19 protein-coding genes and 1 riboswitch are annotated in these 18,686 nt (G+C 59.8%); of the genes, 9 read left to right on the top strand and 10 right to left on the bottom strand.

The genetic code is table 11. The annotated features are described in order from the left end of the window. Positions 1-3: 3 nt before the first annotated feature. From ACR0AM_RS06015 to ACR0AM_RS06030, 4 genes are all read right to left on the bottom strand, one after another. Positions 4-609 carry an inner membrane-spanning protein YciB gene (locus ACR0AM_RS06015; RefSeq protein ID WP_480476490.1) on the bottom strand — a complete coding sequence of 202 codons (606 nt, stop codon included), beginning with the start codon at positions 607-609 and terminating at the stop codon, positions 4-6. A gap of 16 nt (positions 610-625) precedes the next feature. Continuing rightward, positions 626-1,528, bottom strand: coding sequence for an EamA family transporter (locus ACR0AM_RS06020; protein WP_480622393.1), 903 nt, complete (start codon positions 1,526-1,528; stop codon positions 626-628). Positions 1,529-1,617: 89 nt separating this feature from the next. After that, positions 1,618-2,760 (bottom strand): signal recognition particle-docking protein FtsY, encoded by a 1,143-nt coding sequence (gene ftsY, locus ACR0AM_RS06025; protein WP_480622394.1) that lies wholly within the window; start codon positions 2,758-2,760, stop codon positions 1,618-1,620. Positions 2,761-2,818: 58 nt separating this feature from the next. Continuing rightward, on the bottom strand, positions 2,819-3,457 hold the full coding sequence (locus tag ACR0AM_RS06030) for a lysoplasmalogenase family protein (protein ID WP_480516598.1): 639 nt from the start codon (positions 3,455-3,457) through the stop codon (positions 2,819-2,821). Between the two features lie 155 nt (positions 3,458-3,612). Between ACR0AM_RS06030 and ACR0AM_RS06035 the strand changes: the two genes are divergently transcribed. Beyond that, positions 3,613-3,993 (top strand): hypothetical protein, encoded by a 381-nt coding sequence (locus ACR0AM_RS06035; RefSeq protein ID WP_480622395.1) that lies wholly within the window; start codon positions 3,613-3,615, stop codon positions 3,991-3,993. Here ACR0AM_RS06035 and ACR0AM_RS06040 read toward each other — a convergent pair whose 3' ends face one another. Then, the gene (locus ACR0AM_RS06040) at positions 3,994-4,635 is read right to left on the bottom strand and encodes a glutathione S-transferase family protein (protein WP_480554673.1); all 642 of its coding nucleotides are present in this window, start codon (positions 4,633-4,635) and stop codon (positions 3,994-3,996) included. It lies immediately after the preceding gene. 3 nt (positions 4,636-4,638) lie between these two features. Continuing rightward, on the bottom strand, positions 4,639-6,123 hold the full coding sequence (xseA, locus tag ACR0AM_RS06045) for an exodeoxyribonuclease VII large subunit (protein WP_480622396.1): 1,485 nt from the start codon (positions 6,121-6,123) through the stop codon (positions 4,639-4,641). Positions 6,124-6,199: 76 nt separating this feature from the next. Here xseA and purD point away from each other — a divergent pair, with 76 nt between their 5' ends. Next, positions 6,200-7,468, top strand: a complete 1,269-nt coding sequence (gene purD, locus ACR0AM_RS06050) for a phosphoribosylamine--glycine ligase (RefSeq protein ID WP_480622397.1) — start codon at positions 6,200-6,202, stop codon at positions 7,466-7,468. A 134-nt stretch (positions 7,469-7,602) separates the two neighbouring features. Here purD and ACR0AM_RS06055 read toward each other — a convergent pair whose 3' ends face one another. Both ACR0AM_RS06055 and ACR0AM_RS06060 read right to left on the bottom strand, forming a co-directional pair. Then, positions 7,603-8,346: an FG-GAP repeat domain-containing protein gene (locus ACR0AM_RS06055; protein ID WP_480516608.1), complete on the bottom strand. Its 744-nt coding sequence runs from the start codon at positions 8,344-8,346 to the stop codon at positions 7,603-7,605. Next, positions 8,346-8,669 (bottom strand): 2Fe-2S iron-sulfur cluster-binding protein, encoded by a 324-nt coding sequence (locus ACR0AM_RS06060; protein WP_209504265.1) that lies wholly within the window; start codon positions 8,667-8,669, stop codon positions 8,346-8,348. Before ACR0AM_RS06060 ends, ACR0AM_RS06055 begins: the two co-directional genes overlap by 1 nt. Before the next feature lie 127 nt (positions 8,670-8,796). Here ACR0AM_RS06060 and ACR0AM_RS06065 point away from each other — a divergent pair, with 127 nt between their 5' ends. Together ACR0AM_RS06065 and ACR0AM_RS06070 are read left to right on the top strand one after the other, a co-directional pair. After that, positions 8,797-9,168, top strand: coding sequence for an OB-fold nucleic acid binding domain-containing protein (locus ACR0AM_RS06065; RefSeq protein ID WP_480622398.1), 372 nt, complete (start codon positions 8,797-8,799; stop codon positions 9,166-9,168). Positions 9,169-9,408: 240 nt separating this feature from the next. Then, positions 9,409-9,906, top strand: a complete 498-nt coding sequence (locus ACR0AM_RS06070) for a hypothetical protein (RefSeq protein WP_480493454.1) — start codon at positions 9,409-9,411, stop codon at positions 9,904-9,906. A 148-nt stretch (positions 9,907-10,054) separates the two neighbouring features. Here the strand turns inward: ACR0AM_RS06070 and ACR0AM_RS06075 are convergent, their stop codons facing one another. Further along, on the bottom strand, positions 10,055-11,011 hold the full coding sequence (locus ACR0AM_RS06075) for a calcium/sodium antiporter (RefSeq protein ID WP_480604157.1): 957 nt from the start codon (positions 11,009-11,011) through the stop codon (positions 10,055-10,057). A 133-nt stretch (positions 11,012-11,144) separates the two neighbouring features. Continuing rightward, entirely contained in the window at positions 11,145-11,843 is a 699-nt protein-coding gene (locus tag ACR0AM_RS06080; RefSeq protein WP_480622399.1) for a glutathione S-transferase N-terminal domain-containing protein, read from the bottom strand. A gap of 123 nt (positions 11,844-11,966) precedes the next feature. After that, positions 11,967-12,044, top strand: a riboswitch (SAM riboswitch). A gap of 61 nt (positions 12,045-12,105) precedes the next feature. On the opposite strand from ACR0AM_RS06080, the gene metZ reads away from it, so the two are divergent. The 5 genes from metZ (at position 12,106) to ACR0AM_RS06105 (ending at position 18,651) form a co-directional block, all read left to right on the top strand. After that, entirely contained in the window at positions 12,106-13,296 is a 1,191-nt protein-coding gene (gene metZ, locus ACR0AM_RS06085; protein ID WP_480622400.1) for an O-succinylhomoserine sulfhydrylase, read from the top strand. 247 nt (positions 13,297-13,543) lie between these two features. Next, complete coding sequence (gene folE2, locus ACR0AM_RS06090) at positions 13,544-14,647, top strand: GTP cyclohydrolase FolE2 (protein ID WP_480476518.1); 1,104 nt, start codon at positions 13,544-13,546, stop codon at positions 14,645-14,647. Between the two features lie 283 nt (positions 14,648-14,930). Further along, a complete protein-coding gene (locus tag ACR0AM_RS06095; protein ID WP_480622401.1) occupies positions 14,931-15,569 on the top strand; it encodes a hypothetical protein in 639 nt (212 codons plus the stop codon). Between the two features lie 59 nt (positions 15,570-15,628). Next, positions 15,629-17,077, top strand: coding sequence for a TrkH family potassium uptake protein (locus tag ACR0AM_RS06100; protein ID WP_480476522.1), 1,449 nt, complete (start codon positions 15,629-15,631; stop codon positions 17,075-17,077). Beyond that, a complete protein-coding gene (locus ACR0AM_RS06105; protein ID WP_480622402.1) occupies positions 17,077-18,651 on the top strand; it encodes a 5-guanidino-2-oxopentanoate decarboxylase in 1,575 nt (524 codons plus the stop codon). Before ACR0AM_RS06100 ends, ACR0AM_RS06105 begins: the two co-directional genes overlap by 1 nt. Positions 18,652-18,686 lie beyond the last annotated feature (35 nt).

Raw genomic sequence — 18,686 nt, forward strand, 5'->3', positions numbered from 1 at the left:
CAGCTATTTCTGTTCCGGGTCGTCCATATAGCGTTGCAGGATGCTGAATTGCAGCATCAGGAAGGCCATCAGCGCGATGGGAAATCCGAAGGTTTCGATTTTGACCCAAAGGTCGGTCGACATGGTGCGCCAGACAAACTCGTTTGCGGCGGCCAGAACGGCGAAACAGGCGCAAAGGCGGCGCGTCAGAATCATCCACCCTTCGTGCTTCATCGGCAGCAATTCATCCAGTACGTAGGCCAGATAAGATTTCTTTTGCAGCAACCCGATGCCAAGGATCAGGGCGAACAGGCCATAGACAAGCGTGGTTTTCATCTTGAAAAACCGCTCGTCATTGAACCATGCGGTCAGGCCACCAAAGAAAATGACCATGAAGGCCGTGAAAATCTGCATCCGGCTAAGCTGGCCGGTCAGATACCACAGGATACCCATTGCCCCCAGCATCAGGGGGACGAAGATAATCGTGGCGATGATAAAGCCGGAATACTCGGTGCCACCGATCAGAAAGCTGTCATCACGCAAGCGCAGGTAGATGAAGAAGAAGGCCAGCGGCGGGCCAAGCTCCAGCACCTGTTTCAGAAATGGGTTGATATCTTTTTTGCCTGTCATCGGTATGTCCTGCTGCTTACCCGCCCATTTCAACTATTACGGCGCCGAGTGCAATCAATGCCATCAATGCAATGCGTCTTGGGCCAACGGTCTCCTTCAGGACAAGCCAGCCGATCAGCGCCGCAAAGACGGTTGAGGTTTCGCGCAGCACGGCGGCTTCACCGACTTTGTCCAGCCGTGTGGCCAGCATGATCGACCCGAAGGACAAAGGCGCGATGATACCGCCGGCCAGGCCCCGCAGCATCAGCGGACCGGGTGCAGGGCGATGTGTCATCGCGCGCCATCTGAGGAAGGCGTAGACCGGCATCGCCGCGCCGTCGATCATGAAAAACCAGGCCAGAAATGTGAACGGGTCGGCGGTGGCGCGTATGCCATAGGCGTCATAGGTGGTGTAAAGCGCCACAAACAGGCCCGTGATGATCGCCAGTGTCAACGCGATGCCCAGCGTATCCCTGTTGGTTTCCAGGAACCTGAAGTTGTAGGCGGCCAACCCAAATATCCCGGCCAGCAGGGTTGCGACGCCCAGCCACTGCACGGTCGAGAATGTTTCACCGAACAGAAGATAGGCACCAATGACCGTAAACAGCGGGCCTGTCCCGCGCACGACGGGATAGACGACCGTGTAGGACCCCTTGGTGTACGCCGCGGCCTGCAGCGTCTTGTAGGCAATGTGGATCATCCAGACGAGGGCGAAGATCGGCCACATATGTGGTTCAGGCCAAGGCACCACGAAAAAGGCAAACGGGGCGGCCATCAGGCCATAGCTGGCGTCAATGGCGCCGCGGGACAGCCATGGATCATGGCGGCCTTTCTGCAGCGCCCCGAACGCGGCGTGCAGGAAGGCAGCCATCAACGCCAGTGCCAGCGCCAGTTGGTGACCGGCTTCGGTGCCTTCAAGTGAGATCAGCCAGTCGCTCAAATACGCAAACCTTTTGCCGGGCGGAGAGGTGTGGGGGGCTGTCTGCCCCCACACCCCCGAGGATATTTAGGGCCAGATGAAGTGGCGGATCAGCCCTTGTCGAGCCCGGTCAGGGCGGCGGCGAATTCTTCGGGGTCGAAGGGGGCAAGGTCATCAATCTGCTCTCCCACCCCGATTGCATGGATCGGCAGGCCGAACTTGTCGGCCAGAGCGACCAGCACGCCGCCCTTGGCGGTTCCGTCCAGCTTGGTCATGATCAGGCCCGAGACATCGGCCAGCTTGCGGAAAGTTTCCACCTGGCTCAGCGCGTTCTGGCCTGTGGTGGCATCGAGGACCAGCAAGGTGTTGTGCGGCGCGGTCTCGTCAACCTTGCGGATGACGCGGACGATCTTGGCCAGCTCCTCCATCAGATCCGTGCGGTTTTGCAGGCGTCCGGCGGTGTCGATCATCAGCAGGTCCGCGCCTTCGGCCTGTGCCCGGGTCAGCGCGTCAAAGGCGAGGCTGGCGGGATCCGAGCCCTCGGGCGCGGTCAGAACCGGAACCCCGGCGCGGTCGCCCCAGACTTGCAGCTGTTCGACGGCTGCAGCACGAAAGGTATCACCGGCGGCGATGACGACTTTTTTTCCAGCCTGCTTGAACTGGCTGGCCAGTTTGCCGATGGTCGTGGTCTTGCCCGAGCCGTTGACACCGACGACCAGCACCACTTGCGGGCGTTTGGGGTAAATCGGCAGTGGCTTGGCCACGGGCTCCATCACACGGGACACTTCCTGCGCCAAAAGCTGTTTGATTTCCCGGGTCGAGAGTTTGCGCCCAAAGCGCCCCTCGGCCATGTTCGAGGTGACACGGAGGGCGGTGTCGACGCCCATGTCAGAAGCGATCAGCAGCTCTTCGAGCTGCTCGAGCATGTCGTCATCCAGCGTGCGGCGCATTTCAGTGGCGTCGCCGCCGCGGCTGAACAGGCGGTTCAGGATGCCTTTGGATTCGGGAATTTCCGGCGGTGGGGCAATGGGCTTGGGGTCTGCCGGCGCGGGGGCAGGTTGTTCAGACGGTTCCTGCGCCGGTTCAGGGGCCGGAATTTCCGGGACCGGTTGCGGCTCGGGCTCTGGTTCGGGGAGGACTGGGTCGGGTGCGGCGATTTCCTCGCCACCATCCTCGATGATGGCGTCCAGCCCCTGTTCGAGGCGGGATGAGGATTTGAACAGCTTGTCCTTTAGCTTTGAGAAAAACGCCATATTTGGTCTCCGCAGGTGTTCCTTTCACCTAATGCGGATTTGCGGCAGTTGCAAAGGGTCACGCAAAAGCGAAGACGAACCCAAATTGCGCGCCCCAGTAGAGCGGCCAGATCAGATAGGGAGTCAGCTTGTGGGCGGGATGGTTCGCAGGCAGCAGGAACTTTTCCGTTGCAAGGATCAGGTCGGACGCGATGAAGGCGATTGCAGCCGGAAACGCCCATCGCAGGGCACCTGTCTGGGGCAGCGCCAGCACGGTGATCCCCATGCCAAGGATGATCGGTATATAGGCCAGAACAGGGCCTTTGAGATCTCCGGCCCGAGAGGCAAGCAAGGTGGCCATGACAATGCCCAGAATGATCAGAGACCACACGATCGCGGGGGCGTCCCAGATCAGGCTGGCGGAACTGGCGGGATGCGAAAGAAACAAGGCGATATAGGCCAGATGCCCGGCGGCAAAAGCGGCAATACCAGCCATGAACGTGGCATCCGTTTCACGCGACAACAGCGCGTCCCCGGTCGCGCACAGTGCAAGCGCAACGGCCAGCATCCATGGGCCGCCCTGCAGAACCGCAATGACTGCCAACACGGCGACCGAGGTGGTTTTCAGCACAGTGCGCAAGGAACTGGCTGGTCGGACCGTCAGGGGCAGGTATCCCAATGCGCAGCCAAGGGCGATCCAGAAGAGAAGGGTTGTCATGTCACCTCACCGCGGTTTTCGAATACCATCATCCCGAGTGGGGCAAATAATCAAGCGCTTACGTGGAGTTAAGCGTGTTTCGCCAACCCTCGGCCAAAGGGTGAATGGCGTCTCCGGATCGCATCTGACACAATGGGCGTATGTTCCGAGCGCTGATGATTCTCGCCTGTTTTGCCGCACCGCCCGCTGTGGCCCAGGCCCCTTTGTCCGGCCCCGAATTCGACACCTATACGCGGGGCAAGACCCTGTTTTACGGGTTCGAAGGGCAGGTTTACGGGGTCGAACGCTATTTGCCCAACCGCCGGGTGATCTGGTCTTTTCTGGATGGCGATTGCAAGGAAGGTGTCTGGTATCAGCAGGATGAGCAGATTTGTTTCATCTACGAAGACCGGTTTGATCCGCAATGCTGGGTTTTTACGCGATCCGGCGGTGGCCTCGTCGCGCAGTTTGAAGGCGACCCGCAGGCGACCGAACTGTACGAGGCGGAAGATATCGGCGAAGAAATGGTGTGTTATGGCCCCGACGTCGGTGTCTGACTAGATCACCCGAAGCTCATCATAGCTGAGCATGACATGCTCCTGATATGCAGGTCTTTCTGTCAGCTTTTCGTAATAGCGCCGCAGGTTGGGCAGGACCCTGCGGGATATGGCGATGTCGTAATAGCGATAGAGGATATGTCCCAGCTGAATATCGGCCAGCGTCAGATCGGACCCGCACAGGTAGGTGTTTTCTGATAACCGGGTATCGGCAAGTGCCAGTTTGCTTTCCAGTGCGGCAACGGCCTGTTTAATCGCGTGTTGGTCCTGCTGCGCCGGAGCAGTTCGCACAACCTGCCAGAACACGGGTACCGTGAAATCCATCGCAATGTTGATCTTGGCCCATTCCGCCCATTTGTCGACTTCGGCCCGTTGGACCGGGTCGCGCGGCCAGAACGCATTCCCGCCATAGGCATTCGCCAGGTAGCGCAGGATTGCGCCGGTCTCCCACAGCGGTGGGTGATTACCATCCTGGAGTACTGGGATGGTGCCGTTCGGGTTCAGCTTGCGAAAGGCATCGGTGTCCAGCCCACCGAACCTATGCCCTGCATCGTGGCGATGAAAGCGCAGCCCTAGCTCTCCGACGCACCACATCAGGGCCTGAACATTCGATGACGTTTTGCGGCCCCAGATTGTCAGCATGGCTTAGAACAACGATCCCTGATCTGGTGCATCCGGTTTGGTTTTCCGGTTGGGCTGCTTTGCGGCTGTCCCGGCGCCAAGAATGCCATCGGCGAATTCGATGTCCAGCGCCGTATGTTTCGCGGCCTCGGCTTTGGTCGTGATGACATTCCCATCTGCGCGGACCACAGCATATCCGCGTTCCAGCGTGGCCTTGTAGCTGAGCGTTTCGCGCAGGCGGTCGGTGGCCTCAAGCTGATGTTTCAGACGATCCAGCCGCGTGGTCTGCGCCGCGTTCAGCCGGTCACCAAGCCGGGCAAGGTTTTGAGCATGCTGGCCGATCTCGCGTTGAATCGGTCGCAGGGACAGGCGCGAAGACAGGTTGCGCAGTGATTCCTGCCGGGCCGAGACCAGACCGCGCAGAGTTGACGGGCGCAGATGAGCCGACAGTTCCACCACTTGCAGGCGACGGTTTTGTACTCCTCGCGTCAAAGCCGGGGTCAGGCGATCTGCAATCAAATCAAGGCGTTGTCTGGGGGAGTTCAACAGACTGTCAGGGCGCGGCAGGGCGCGGGACAAATCGCGCAGCCTTTGCGAACGGCGCTGCACCGCGTCCGTTGCCGCGCGCGACAGACGGGCGCCTTGCTCTCCGGTCCAGGCGAGCAGTTCGATGCGGACCGGCACGGCCAGCTCTGCCGCAGCTGTGGGTGTAGGCGCGCGGCGGTCCGAGACGAAATCAATCAGGGTCGTGTCGGTTTCATGCCCGACGGCCGAAATCAGCGGTATTTCCGATGTGGCGGCGGCGCGCGCGACACTTTCTTCGTTGAAGCCCCAAAGATCTTCGATCGACCCACCGCCACGGGCCACGATGATCAGGTCAGGACGGGGCAGTGCGCCACCGGGTGTAAACTGGTTGAACCCTTCGATGGCGCGGGAAACCTCGGGGGCGCAGTTTGCGCCCTGCACGGCTACGGGCCAGATCAGCACCTTGCGCGGGAACCTGTCCCGAAGCCGGTGCAGAATGTCACGGATCACCGCGCCCGAAGGCGATGTCACGACGCCGATGATCTGCGGCAGATACGGCAGGGGCTTCTTACGCTCGGGCGCAAACAGACCTTCGGCCTCAAGCTGTTTCTTGCGCTTTTCCAGCAAGGCCATAAGCGCGCCCTGACCGGCAACGGCAACTTCATCGACATTCAGGTTGTATTTGGATTGCGCGCCAAAAGCGGTCAGGCGACCGGTGACGACAACCTCCAGCCCTTCCTCTGGCACGACCGAGAGGCTGGAAACCTGACCTTTCCATGTCGTGCAGGCCAAAACGTTCCGGTCGTCCTTGATGTCGTAGTACAGGTGCCCGGATCGGGCCTTGAACACGCGGCCAACTTCGCCGCGCACGCGGATTCGCCCGAACGCGCCTTCCAGCGTGCGTTTTACCTCGCCCGAGACCTCGGAAACCGTGTATTCAGGGGTGTTTTGGCCCGGAATCGGGTCATCAAGCAGGTCGGACATTTCAGCGCCTTGTTTCAAATGCTCACCCAGCTTAGAACGCCGCGCAGGCGAGGCCAAGCAGATCGGAGACGACCCCATGAACATCCTTATTCTCGGCAGCGGCGGGCGCGAACACAGCCTGGCCTGGGCGGTGATGCAAAACCCAAAATGCGACCGTCTGATCGTGGCGCCGGGCAATGCCGGGATCGCTCAGATCGCGGATTGTGCCGCTCTGGATATCGAAAACGGCGGGGCCGTCGTCAGCTTTGCCGAGGAAAACGCGATTGATTTCGTGATTGTCGGCCCCGAGGCCCCCTTGGCAGCAGGAGTGGCGGATCGCCTGCGCGAAGCCGGGGTGCTGGTTTTCGGACCGTCTGCCGAAGCGGCCCGGCTGGAAGCCTCGAAAAGCTTTACCAAGGAAATCTGCGACGCGGCACATGCCCCCACCGCCGCTTATGCGCGGTTCACCGCGCCCGAACCCGCCAAGGCTTATATCCGCGAACAGGGCGCGCCCATCGTGGTCAAGGCCGATGGTCTGGCCGCCGGCAAGGGCGTGATCGTGGCCATGGACGAAGACACGGCGCTTGACGCCATTGACGACATGTTCGGAGGTGCCTTTGGTGGCGCGGGGGCCGAGGTCGTGATCGAAGAGTTTATGGACGGCGAAGAAGCGTCTTTGTTTGTTCTGTGCGATGGTCAAGACATCCTGTCCATCGGCACGGCACAAGACCACAAGCGGGTGGGCGAAGGGGATACCGGCCTGAACACCGGGGGGATGGGTGCCTATTCTCCGGCGCCGGTTCTGAGTGCGGAAGTTGAAGCGCGCGCGATGGAAGAAATCGTGCGCCCCACCATTGCCGAAATGAAGCGCCGGGGCACACCGTTTCAGGGAATTCTCTATGCGGGGCTGATGATCAAGGACGGCCAGCCGCGCCTTGTGGAATACAACGTCCGTTTTGGGGACCCGGAATGTCAGGTCCTGATGATGCGTCTGGGCGCGCAGGCGATGGACCTGTTGCATGCCACCGCCGAAGGGCGGCTGGGCGAGATGCGGGTCAACTGGGCTGATGATCACGCGATGACGGTCGTGATGGCGGCCAAAGGTTATCCGGGAACCTACGAGAAGGGCACGGTCATCAAAGGATTGGACGGCATGCCCGAGGACAGCAGCAATATGGTGTTTCATGCCGGCACTAGCGAGGCTGCGGGGCAGGTGCAGGCTTTCGGCGGGCGCGTTCTGAACGTGACCGCGCGCGGAAAAACGCTGCAAGAGGCGCGCGACCGGGCGTATCAGATGGTTGATGCCGTGGATTGGCCCGAAGGGTTCTATCGTAGCGATATCGGCTGGCGCGCTTTGGAGGGATGATCGGGCATGGGGCTTTGCCCCCTCGGCCTTGCGGCCTCCCGACGCTGCGCGCGTTCGCGGTCGAAATCGTCCACTGGACGATTTCCTTTCAACCGCTCACCCCCAGGATATTTTTGGCCAGATGAAGAAGCGGATCAGCACTTCAGGGCTGATGTGAGACTGTCACGGTGTTTGAGCGGGCCCAGGTCCGTCAGATGCCAGCCATCCTGATAGGAAACACGGATGATCTGCGACCAGTCGGCGCTTGCGAGGATCATCTCAGGGGGTTCACCACAGCTCCTCAGGCCGCCGGAAATGAAATCCTCACCGATCTTGTGGTTGGTCAGGCCGGGCAGAGCGGCGATTTCGGTCAGGCCGCCATCTTTGAAGCGCCAGATGCGCAGGGTTTTGGCCAGGTGGGGGCGGTCGATATAGGCGATTTCGATATTGCCGTCACCGTCCAGATCAGCAGCACCGACCGGGGCGAGCCAGCGGAAACGTGCGCCGATATGAGGTGTGGCCGCGATTTTTTCGCCAGCGGCGTTGTAGATCGCAAGCTGAGCGCCTGTTGTGTCCTGCGTTTCAACGACAATTGCTTCAACCGCGCCGTCCCTGTCGATGTCTGCCAGACGCGGCGCGAGGTCTTCGAATACACGGTCCTGTGGCAGGCGAACCGTTACGACTGTGTCATTGACCACAAGTTCCAGCGCGCCGTATTCGATGTTGTCGCCCAAAACACCATGCGCGTATCGCGTGGTTGGTTCCGTGAAGCGAGCGTCGGTGATGGTGTCCGCCGGGACTGCGATTGGCAGCGCGCACCACATGCCAAAAGGGAGCAAAGCGCTGCGCACCCGACATTGCCACAGGCGGGCGGGTTGACGCGGCGCTTTGGACAGCATCAGATCTGCTTTTCGGGCATCTGGACAATCAGACCGTCCAGCGCGTCGGTCACCTTGATCTGGCAGGTCAGGCGCGAGCGGGCCGGGTCGGGCTCATAGGCGAAATCCAGCATATCCTCTTCCATGTCGTCCTTGGCCGGGATCTTCTCGACCCAGTCGGGGTGGACATAGACATGGCAGGTCGAGCAGGCGCAGGCACCGCCGCAATCGGCCTCGATGCCGGGAATATTGTTGTCTCGGGCCCCTTCCATGACAGTCAGTCCGTTGGCGACCTCGACAGTGTGCTCGGTACCGCCATGCTCGACATAGGTGATCTTTGCCATTGCGTGCATCTTCCTTTTGCGATGTTCGAAACCTTCCTTAGTGAAGGGAGTTAGGTGTTTCCAGCCTCATTTGCGACTCCTTGCGCCGTGTCTGGACTTTCCTGTATTTTGTTCTATTTTTGTTCTTATGTTTACTGCCCCTTTTCACCGCGCGATTTCAAACCGGGACTGGCCGCGACCGCCGTCCTGTCTGCCCTCCGCCCAGCTGGCGGCCCCGCCCGAAGGGGCGCGTGTGGCCGTGGCCGGGCTGGTGATCTTGCGGCAGCGGCCGGGGACAGCCAAAGGCGTGATCTTTCTGACGCTTGAGGATGAGACCGGGATCGTCAACGTGGTGGTCTGGCGCAAAATCTACGAACGCTTCCGCCGTGCGGTGATCTCGGGGCGGTTGCTGAAGGTGACGGGCCGGATGCAGCGGGCGCATTCGGTGACCCATGTGATCGCGGAAGAGATCGAGGATATCTCGGGCATGCTGGACCTGCTGGTGCAGGGGCAGGGTTAGGCCTGCTGTGCGGATCAATCCGACATTGTCCGTCGCAGTGCCGCAAACCCGCGCCTGAAGGGCGGGCGATATGTTTTCTATGCCCCAAATGCGCGATTAAGGCGCTTTTCCGCCACTTGAACGCGGGATGGTCGACTCTTTGGCACCGGGCGAGTAGTGACACGCATCTTTGCGCATCGGCTTGTGTCAAAGCTCGGGCCGGATTGCGCATCACTCAACGTCTTTTCAGAGTCAGTTCGGATGCCCAACGCAACACACCAAGGATCGCTCCAAAATACCGTCTCTCTGGACGAAAGCCGGATTTCCGACCGTCTGGCTGAGCTCTCGGAACTCACGCGTTCAGCGGGATATGTTCATACCGCCCGAATGATCGATGAGGCGTTGAGCGCTTATTCCTTTGAACGCAGGCAGGTTGAGACTGCAAAAAGGCTTCGGTCGGAGTTGCAGCAACTCAAGCGGATGGAGGCGTCGCGCTCGGCGGAGAAAGCGGATCGAAAGCCGCATTTGATCCCGAGCTTTCGGTCCCGTCGGTCGGCAAAACCCGATGGGATGCTTTTCGAAAGGGCAGAGCGTTCTGACGGCGCAGCCCAGAAAGCCGGAGCGAACAAAGGGCAGGCCACATTTGTCCTGACAACCCGGATGCGCGTTGACGGGCGGAACGTTGCAAGGCTGCGCAATGGGCACTGGACAGGTATTTCCATGTCTTTCCCCGCGGAACCTGAATTCCAGTTTCGCTGACAGGTCGCCCCGCGCCAAGGATTCGCCGCCGGGGGTGCTGGTCGTGTTGGTGCGGGGCGGAGTAACCTGGTACGGGGACAAAGCGGGCCATAGCTGCACCGCTGTAAAGGTCCGCTTCATTAGACAGCTAGGCTATCCGAGTGAACGCTTACCGAGCCAGAAGCACACCAAGATAGACAACGTAAGCGAGCACAAAGAGCCCGCCCTCGCGCCGACTGATTGACCAGCCGCTTCGGGCAAACCCGATAAGGACAAGCGTTGAGGCACACAGAACCCAGATATCGAGACGAATAATCTCGCCAGGAATGACCATAGGTTGCACCAGAACAGTTACGCCAAGGATACCCAAGATGTTGAAGATGTTACTGCCCAAGACGTTCCCGAGTGCGACATCTCCCTCACCTTTCCGAACTGCGATGATTGAAGTGACGAGTTCCGGCATTGAGGTTCCGATTGCAACAATTGTCAGCCCAATTACCGTCTCCGAAAGCCCCGCTGTCTCGGCAAGAGACACGGCACCTGTCACCAAGAGCTTTGCCCCAAATATGGTGATCGCCAGCCCTGCAACGGTGATCAGTAACGACACGGCAAGTGATGTTTCTGGGCCGACTACGGCTTCTGCTTCGTTCTCGTAGACAGCTGCGGCTGGCGTGCCTTCGGACCTATACTCAGACCACAGTGTGAAGCCCAGATAGGCCGCTAAGGTGACGACGAGCCCTGCGCCGATCAGCCGGCTGATTTCGCCGTATAGAACTACGCTTAAACAAAGGAGAGTTACTATCACGACCGCCGTGCCGTCCCGGCGGAGTGCTCTCGGGTTCACGGCGATAGGTGCGATGAGTGCTGCGATGCCGAGTATTAGAAGAATGTTCCCAATGTTGCTGCCAACAACATTCCCAATTGAAATGCCTGAAGAACCGGAAAGCGCGGCTTGCAAGCTTGTAACCAGTTCCGGTGTTGACGTTCCGAAGCCAACCAGTGTCAGTCCAATGACCATCGGTGAAATACCGAACGACTTGGCAGCAGAAACCGATCCGCGCACCACCAATTCGCCACCGACCACTAAGCCAACAAGGCCAAAAACGACAAATAATGCCGCGTACATCTTGAGTGGGTCTTTCTGAAGGATTTCCGTCGCTCATGTAATGATTTGCCAAACCTATACAATAGCAAAGGCGGATATTCGCGCATCACGCAGCATACGTAAGATTGACCTCAAAACCGGCCATGGAACAAGCCTACCGCTTGAACAAAACGCTCTGCGCCAGCTTGTCCCGGTGATCCCCTCGCAACTCGGCATAAAGCGCGCGTCCGGCCTGAACGGCTGGGCGGGCGCTGACGGTCTCCAGCCAGCGGGCAAAGTGCGGCTTGTCCTCCAGCACCTGCTGCTGACCTTCCCACAGGCTGGCCCAGCCCCAGATCGACATGTCGGCGATGGAATAGAAATCGCCCGCGACATACTCGTTTTCGGCCAGCCGCCGGTCCAGTACGCCGTAAAGGCGCGCGACCTCGGCGCGGTAGCGGTCCTTGGCATAGGGCAGGTCCTGTGGCGGGTCCAGTTGCGGGGCGTATTTCAGGAAGTGATGCGCCTGACCCGCCATCGGGCCAACGCCTCCCATCTGCCACATCAGCCATTCCTCGACCGCGATCCGGTCGCGCTCGGTCCTGCCATAGAACCGCCCGGTCTTGCGGGCCAGATACATCAGGATCGCGCCGCTTTCGAAAACCGAAATAGGTGCGCCGTCCGGCCCGTCGGGATCGACGATGGCGGGCATCCGGTTGTTGGGCGCGATCTTCAGGAAACCGGGGTCGAACTGGTCACCCTTGCCGATATTGATCAGATGGGTGGTGTAGGGCAGCTCCATCTCTTCCAAGGCGATGGAAACTTTCCAGCCATTCGGTGTCGGCCAGAAATACAGATCAATCGGGTCAGCCATGTGTTCTCCTGATGTTGACGGGGATCATGCGGGTTTCTGCCGGTTCGGCAAGTACCGCTTACGAAAGCGTGACCGAACCGCAGGCCGGGCTTGACCGAGAACCGCCCGAGGCGTATTGCGATCCTGAAGCTACGTGGCGATTTGTTACCGGATTGCGGGCCACGCTAAACAACACCGCTAAAAGGTCAGGATGAAAGACCCCTTTCGCTTGGCCGCGTCTGGGGTTTTTTGTTTGCCTCCACCCGAGGCTGAAAGGATTGAGATGAGCGAGAACTGGAACAAACGCACCCAAGCCGTCCATGGCGGCATCCGTCGCAGCCAGTATAACGAGGTGAGCGAGGCGATTTTCCTGACGCAGGGTTTCGTCTACGAAAACGCTGAACAGGCCGAGGCCCGATTTCTGGAATGTGGCCCGGACGAGTTCATCTATGCCCGTTACGGCAACCCGACCGTGTCCATGTTCGAGCAACGCATCGCGGCGCTGGAAGGCGGCGAAGATGCGTTTGCGACGGCCTCGGGTATGGCCGCCGTCAACGGCGCGCTGACCTCGATGCTGAAGGCCGGGGACCATGTCGTTTCGGCCAAGGCGCTGTTCGGCTCGTGCCTCTATATCCTTGAAAACATCCTGAGCCGCTATGGCGTGGACGTGACCTTTGTTGACGGCACCGATCTGGAACAGTGGAAGGCTGCGATCCGCCCGGACACCAAGGCCGTTTTCTTTGAATCCATGTCGAACCCCACGCTTGAGGTGATCGATATCGCCGCCGTGGCCGATCTGGCCCATGGGGTCGGAGCCGTTGTCGTGGTGGACAACGTGTTCTCGACCCCGGTGTTCTCGCGCGCGATCCAGCAGGGTGCGGATGTGGTCGTCTATTCAGCGACCAAGCATATCGATGGGCAGGGCCGTGCGCTGGGCGGTGTGATCATCGGAACCAAGGACTTCATCCGCGGAACCGTTGAACCCTATCTCAAGCATACCGGCGGCGCGCTGAGCCCGTTCAATGCGTGGATCATGCTCAAGGGTCTTGAGACGATGGCGCTGCGGGTCAATGCTCAAGCCGAAAGCGCGCAAAAGATTGCCGAGGCGCTGGAAGGGCACCCGGCGCTGGAACGTACACTTTATCCCGGTCTGAAAACCCATGCCCAGAACGCGCTAGTTCAGACCCAGTTGCGCGGCAAGGGCGGAACCGTGCTGTCGCTGGACATCAAGGGCGGCAAGGATGCGGCGTTTGCCTTCCTGAACGCAATGACCATTCCTGTGATTTCGAACAATCTGGGCGATGCCAAATCCATCGCGACGCACCCGGCGACAACAACGCACCAGCGTCTTAGTGACGTGCAGAAGGACCAGCTGGGCATTACACCAGGTCTGATCCGCTTTTCCGTCGGGCTTGAGGATGCCGGTGACTTGCTGGCCGACCTTCAGCAAGCGTTGGAAGCCTCGCAGAAATAAACCAAAGCCCCCCGCGCGCCCTTTTCGTGCGTGGGGGCTGGCTGCCTGCCCATGCGGCCACTCTGTTTCGGGCGGCAGCCAGGCGCACCACCCGCTGTTCCCGCCTTCAAAAGGCGCTAACTGTTGCGAGATGACGGTTTTGCGCCGGATTTTTCAATCCGGGCTGCTATTGCCGACGTATCGGGTTAGACTGGTATTAGACCATCAGTCATATATAGTCCGACGACCAACCAAGGAACTGCCGCTGATGAACGTTCACCCGCGCGACATTGATGAAAAACCGGATCGGGACAAGGCTGCCGAGGCTTTGAACGTTTTGCGGCAATGGGCAAAGTCCGCCTCGGAAGCCGAGATAAACCAGCTTGACCCGGCTGTGGCCCGGCTGCTGCCCGGTCTGGCGGCGGGCAACTATCCGCCCTTTTCGCGCGCTTACCCCGATGACTTTACCGTCGATGCGGCGTACCGCGCATCCTTGCCGGATTTGCAGAACGGCCCGTCCAGCCTGATCCGAGGGGCCAAACAGCAGATTCAACATGTGGGTATTTCGAACTTCCGCCTGCCGATCCGGTTCCACCGGAAAGAGGGCGAAGACCTGACGCTGGAAACCTCGATCACCGGCACGGTCAGCCTCGAGGCCGAGAAAAAGGGCATCAATATGTCCCGGATCATGCGGTCTTTCTACAAACATGCGGAACGGACGTTCAGCTTTGAGGTCATGGAATCCGCTCTGGATGATTACATGTCCGATCTGGACAGTTTCGACGCCCGTATCCAGATGCGCTTTTCTTACCCGGATAGGATCAAAAGCCTGCGCTCGGGCCTTGAAGGGTACCAGTATTACGATATAGCGCTGGAACTGGTCGAACAGAACGGTGTGCGTTTAAAGATCATGCACCTTGACTATGTCTATTCCTCGACCTGCCCATGTTCTTTGGAACTCAGCGAACATGCCCGGTCGATGCGCGGTCAGCTGGCGACGCCGCATTCGCAGCGCTCCGTCGCACGGATCTCGGTTGTCGTGGATTGCGATGCGGATTGCCTGTGGTTTGAAGACCTGATTGCGCTGTGCCGCCGTGCGGTTCCGACGGAAACTCAGGTCATGGTGAAACGCGAAGATGAACAGGCATTTGCCGAGCTGAACGCAGCCAATCCGATCTTTGTCGAAGATGCCGCGCGCCTGTTCTGCGCCGAGCTTCTGGCAGATCATCACGTTGGCGATTTTCGCGTTGTCGCAAGCCATCAAGAGAGCCTGCACAGCCATGACGCCGTGTCGATTCTGACCGAAGGCCCAACCTTCACCGCGTCCAGCCTGGACCCGAAACTGTTTACGACCCTGTTTCACGTTGGCTGAACGTCTCGGGTAAGTGGCTAGAATTTAATCAGAGATTTATCTGATCGGCGCTCATTCGCCGCAGTGCAGCAAAAATGCTGCAATTGCGTGAAGACTTCCTGTATCCTGACGGGGAATGCAGCTTCGGCACACCGGCGCGCTCAATGGTGTGTCACCCGAAAGGAAGCCGAGACGTGAGACGCCTTGGACTGCAAGACCCCAACCTCCGCCCGGACCCCCCGAGCGGGCAGGGCGCTTTACCCTCACTCTTCGGGCTGCATCGTTTTCAGAGGAGATCTATGGAATGAATCCTATTACCCAACCGCTAGAGCTTCAGGCCGCAGCTATACGCATGGCTGGCTATGCGATCGTCAACCAGATCAAGATCGCACAGATCATGACCCGTTCGGCACTTGAACTGCCGATGGTGCCGGTCCACGCCCTGCACCTGGCAGCATCAGCACCGGTTCCTGTGGTGGAAACACCGGCGGAAAAACCGGTGGCCAAACCCAAACCCGCCGCGACCCGTGCGAAACGCGTACCGGTGAAATCGTCAACGCCCAAGAAAAAGCTGGCCCGCAAACCTGCACCGTCCAAGCCGGCGGCCACACCGGTTGAGTTCTCAGCCAGTCCGCGGCCCACGGCAGCACCCCCGGCGGCAGCCAAACCGACACCAGCGGTTAGGGATGAAATAGCAGTAAAACCTGTTGAATCTACGGTGACACCTGCGACCGCAACCGTGTCGCCCGTAACGCCCAAGCCCGCCCCTGCAAAACCGGCGCCTGTTCAGGCAACGCAGGTTAAGCCGACACCGGCCGATCCTGCCCCGGCTGAGGTGCAGGCGAAATCTGCCCCGGCAACAGAGCCGCGCAAACCGCAGGCGCGAAAAACTCGTGCCCCGTCCAAACCACCCGTGATGCCCGGAGCAGATGCCAAAAACTGACGGGTAAACCGGGATCATCTGCTTGACACGGTCGGGTTGGCACGCCAACCCTGCGCGTCATGATGGATCTTCGCCCGGTCGGATATGTGATTGGCTTGCTGGTCGCCATTCTTGGGGCGACCATGCTGCTGCCTATGCTCGCGGACCTGATCGAGGGGCGCGGGGAATGGCACGTGTTTCTGGAAAGCGCGATTATCACGACGCTGACCGGGTCCGTTCTGGCGATGAGTTGCTCGAACGGTGTGGGCGAAGGGCTGACCATCCGCCAGACCTTCCTGTTGACAACCGGTGTTTGGGCGGCGCTGCCCCTGTTTGGCGCAATTCCGTTTCTGTTCGGTGAAACCGAGCTGCGCTTTGTCGATGCGTATTTCGAGGCGATGTCCGGCCTGACAACAACAGGTTCAACAGTGATTTCCGGGTTGGACACCCTGCCGCAGGGGCTTTTGCTGTGGCGCGGTATCCTGCAATGGCTGGGGGGCATCGGGATCATCGTTGTCGCCATGGTATTCCTGCCCGAACTGCGCGTTGGTGGCATGCAAATCTTCCGCTCGGAAGGCTTTGAAACAATGGGAAAAATCCTGCCTCGCGCGCAAGAGATCGCGGGTCAGATTTCGCTCATCTATGTTTTCCTGACACTTGTCTGCGCGCTGGTTTACGCCGGTCTGGGAATGAACTTTTTCGACGCCCTGGTACATGCGTTGACAACGCTTTCGACCGGCGGGTTCTCGAATTATGACGCCTCGTTCGGAACCTTCTCGGGGCCCGCCGAATATGCGGCGTCGGTCTTCATGATTTTGGCGGCGCTTCCTTTTGTGCGCTACGTCCAGCTGGCAAACGGCCATACAGCGTCCTTGTGGAAAGACAGTCAAGTTCGCGTGTTTCTGGCGACCATTCTGGTTCTGGTCATCATCATGTCGATTTTCCTGACATCGGTCTTTCCGCATCACTGGGAACAGGCGTTTCGGGAATCTTTGTTCAACATCACCTCGATCATCTCGGGGACCGGCTATGCCAGTGTCGATTACATGGGCTGGGGCAGCTTTCCGATCATGATGTTCTTCCTGATCGGCCTGATTGGCGGCTGCGCGGGATCGACGGCATGTTCGATCAAGATATTCCGCTATCAGCTGCTGTTTGCCTCGATCAAAAGTCAGATCAAACGGATCAGGTCTCCGCATGGCGTGTTCGTGCCGCTCTATGATGGGCGGCCTGTGGGGCAGGGTATTCTGACCTCGGTGATGAGCTTCTTCATGTTCTTTGTCCTGTCGATGGGCGTGCTGTCCTGGGCGCTGGCGCTGACCGGTCTGGACTTTATCACAGCCGTTTCCGGGGCAGCGACCGCGCTGGCCAATGTCGGTCCCGGTCTGGGCGATCAGATCGGACCAGCGGGCAATTTCGCAAATCTCAACGACACGGCCAAATGGTTGCTGACAATCGGGATGCTGGTCGGGCGGCTCGAGCTGTTGGCCGTTTACGCGATCTTCACTGTTCAATTCTGGAGAGGCTGATGAAAAGACCCCTTGGCGCGCAGATTTCGCATATGCTCAAGGATCGTGGCGTGGACGTGATTTTCGGTATACCCGGCGTTCACAATCAGGAAATGTATCGCGGCATCGAAGAGGCTGGCATCCAACATGTTTTGGCCCGTCACGAACAGGGGGCGGGGTTTATGGCCGATGGGTATGCCCGCGCAACCGGCAAGCCGGGGGTTGCCTATGTGATCACCGGGCCCGGCCTGTGCAACATCATGACGCCGATCGGGCAGGCCTACAGCGACTCGGTGCCGATGCTGGTGGTGTCGTCCTGCCTTGATGAAACACAGGCGCTGCGCGGCCAGTTGCACCAGATGAAGGACCAGCGCCTTGCGGCCGGAACCGTTGCACACTGGTCGGCACAGGCCAACACCGCCGAGGCCGCCTATGCGCTGGTCGAACGCGCCTTTGAAGAATTCGAGCTGTCGCGCCCGCGCCCCAAGCACATTCAAGTGCCAATCGCGCAGTTGCAGGCCGAGGCTGACCCGGCACCTTTCCCCAACCAGCCTGCGTTGCGCACCAAGGCGTTGCCGCCTGACGTATCGCCGGTTGTCTCGATGCTGAACCTTGCGCGCAGGCCGCTGTTCATTCTTGGGGGCGGTTGCAAGTCCAACGACTGGCGGCAGATTCTGACACAGCTTGGGGCTGCATGTTTTACTACATATGCAGGGCGCGGGCTGCCGGGCGCAAACTATCCGCTGGATTTCGGCGCGTCGCTGCCGCGCCCAGGCAGCGCCGAGGTTATCGCCTCTGCGGATCTGGTCATCGCGGTCGGCGCCGAATTGGGCGAGGTCGATCTGTGGCGCAGCGACCTTGGGCATTCGTCAACGCTGATCCGCGTTGACCTTGATCCCGAAGTCCTGTCGGACCACCATCGCGCCGCGATCAAACTGCAAACCGACAGCGAAAGCTTTGCCCGCGCCTTGTGGCAGGCGACCGAAAACCTGAAACCGGCAACCGGCTGGTCGCCCGACGAAATATCCGAAACCCGCGCCCGGTGGCGGGCCGAGGTGGATGCCGAACGGCCCGGAATTGCAGCAGTGGCCGATGCGCTGCGCGCCGCGATGCCCGCTGATACCATGATCTATTCCGACATGACCCAATTCGCCTATGTCGCGAAAGAGGTGTGGGACATGGCCCATCCGCATCACTGGCACCATCCGACCGGGTTCGGAACGCTGGGCTATGGTCTACCGGCCGGAATTGGCGGCGCGGTGGCGCGGCGCGGCAAACCAACGGCGGTTATCGCCGGGGATTACGGGTTCCACTATACGATGCAGGAACTGGGTGTTGCGGTCGAACTGGGTTTGTCGCTGCCGATCATCCTGTGGGACAATGGCAAACTGAAAGAAATCGAAGACAGCATGGTCCGCAGCCAGATCGCGCCCAATGCAGTGGTGGCGCATAACCCGGACTTCTGCAAGCTGGCCGAAGCTTTTGGCGCGCGCGCCTCAGCCCCTTCATCTCTGGCTGAGATGCAGAGCGCGGTTCGCGCGGCTTTCGATGCACCTGTCCCGACCTTGATCCACGTGACCCCGGACATTCTGTAACAAATAAAAGCGCCGCAGGTTCATGCGGCGCTTTG

The organism is Ruegeria sp. AD9 (assembly GCF_056542305.1).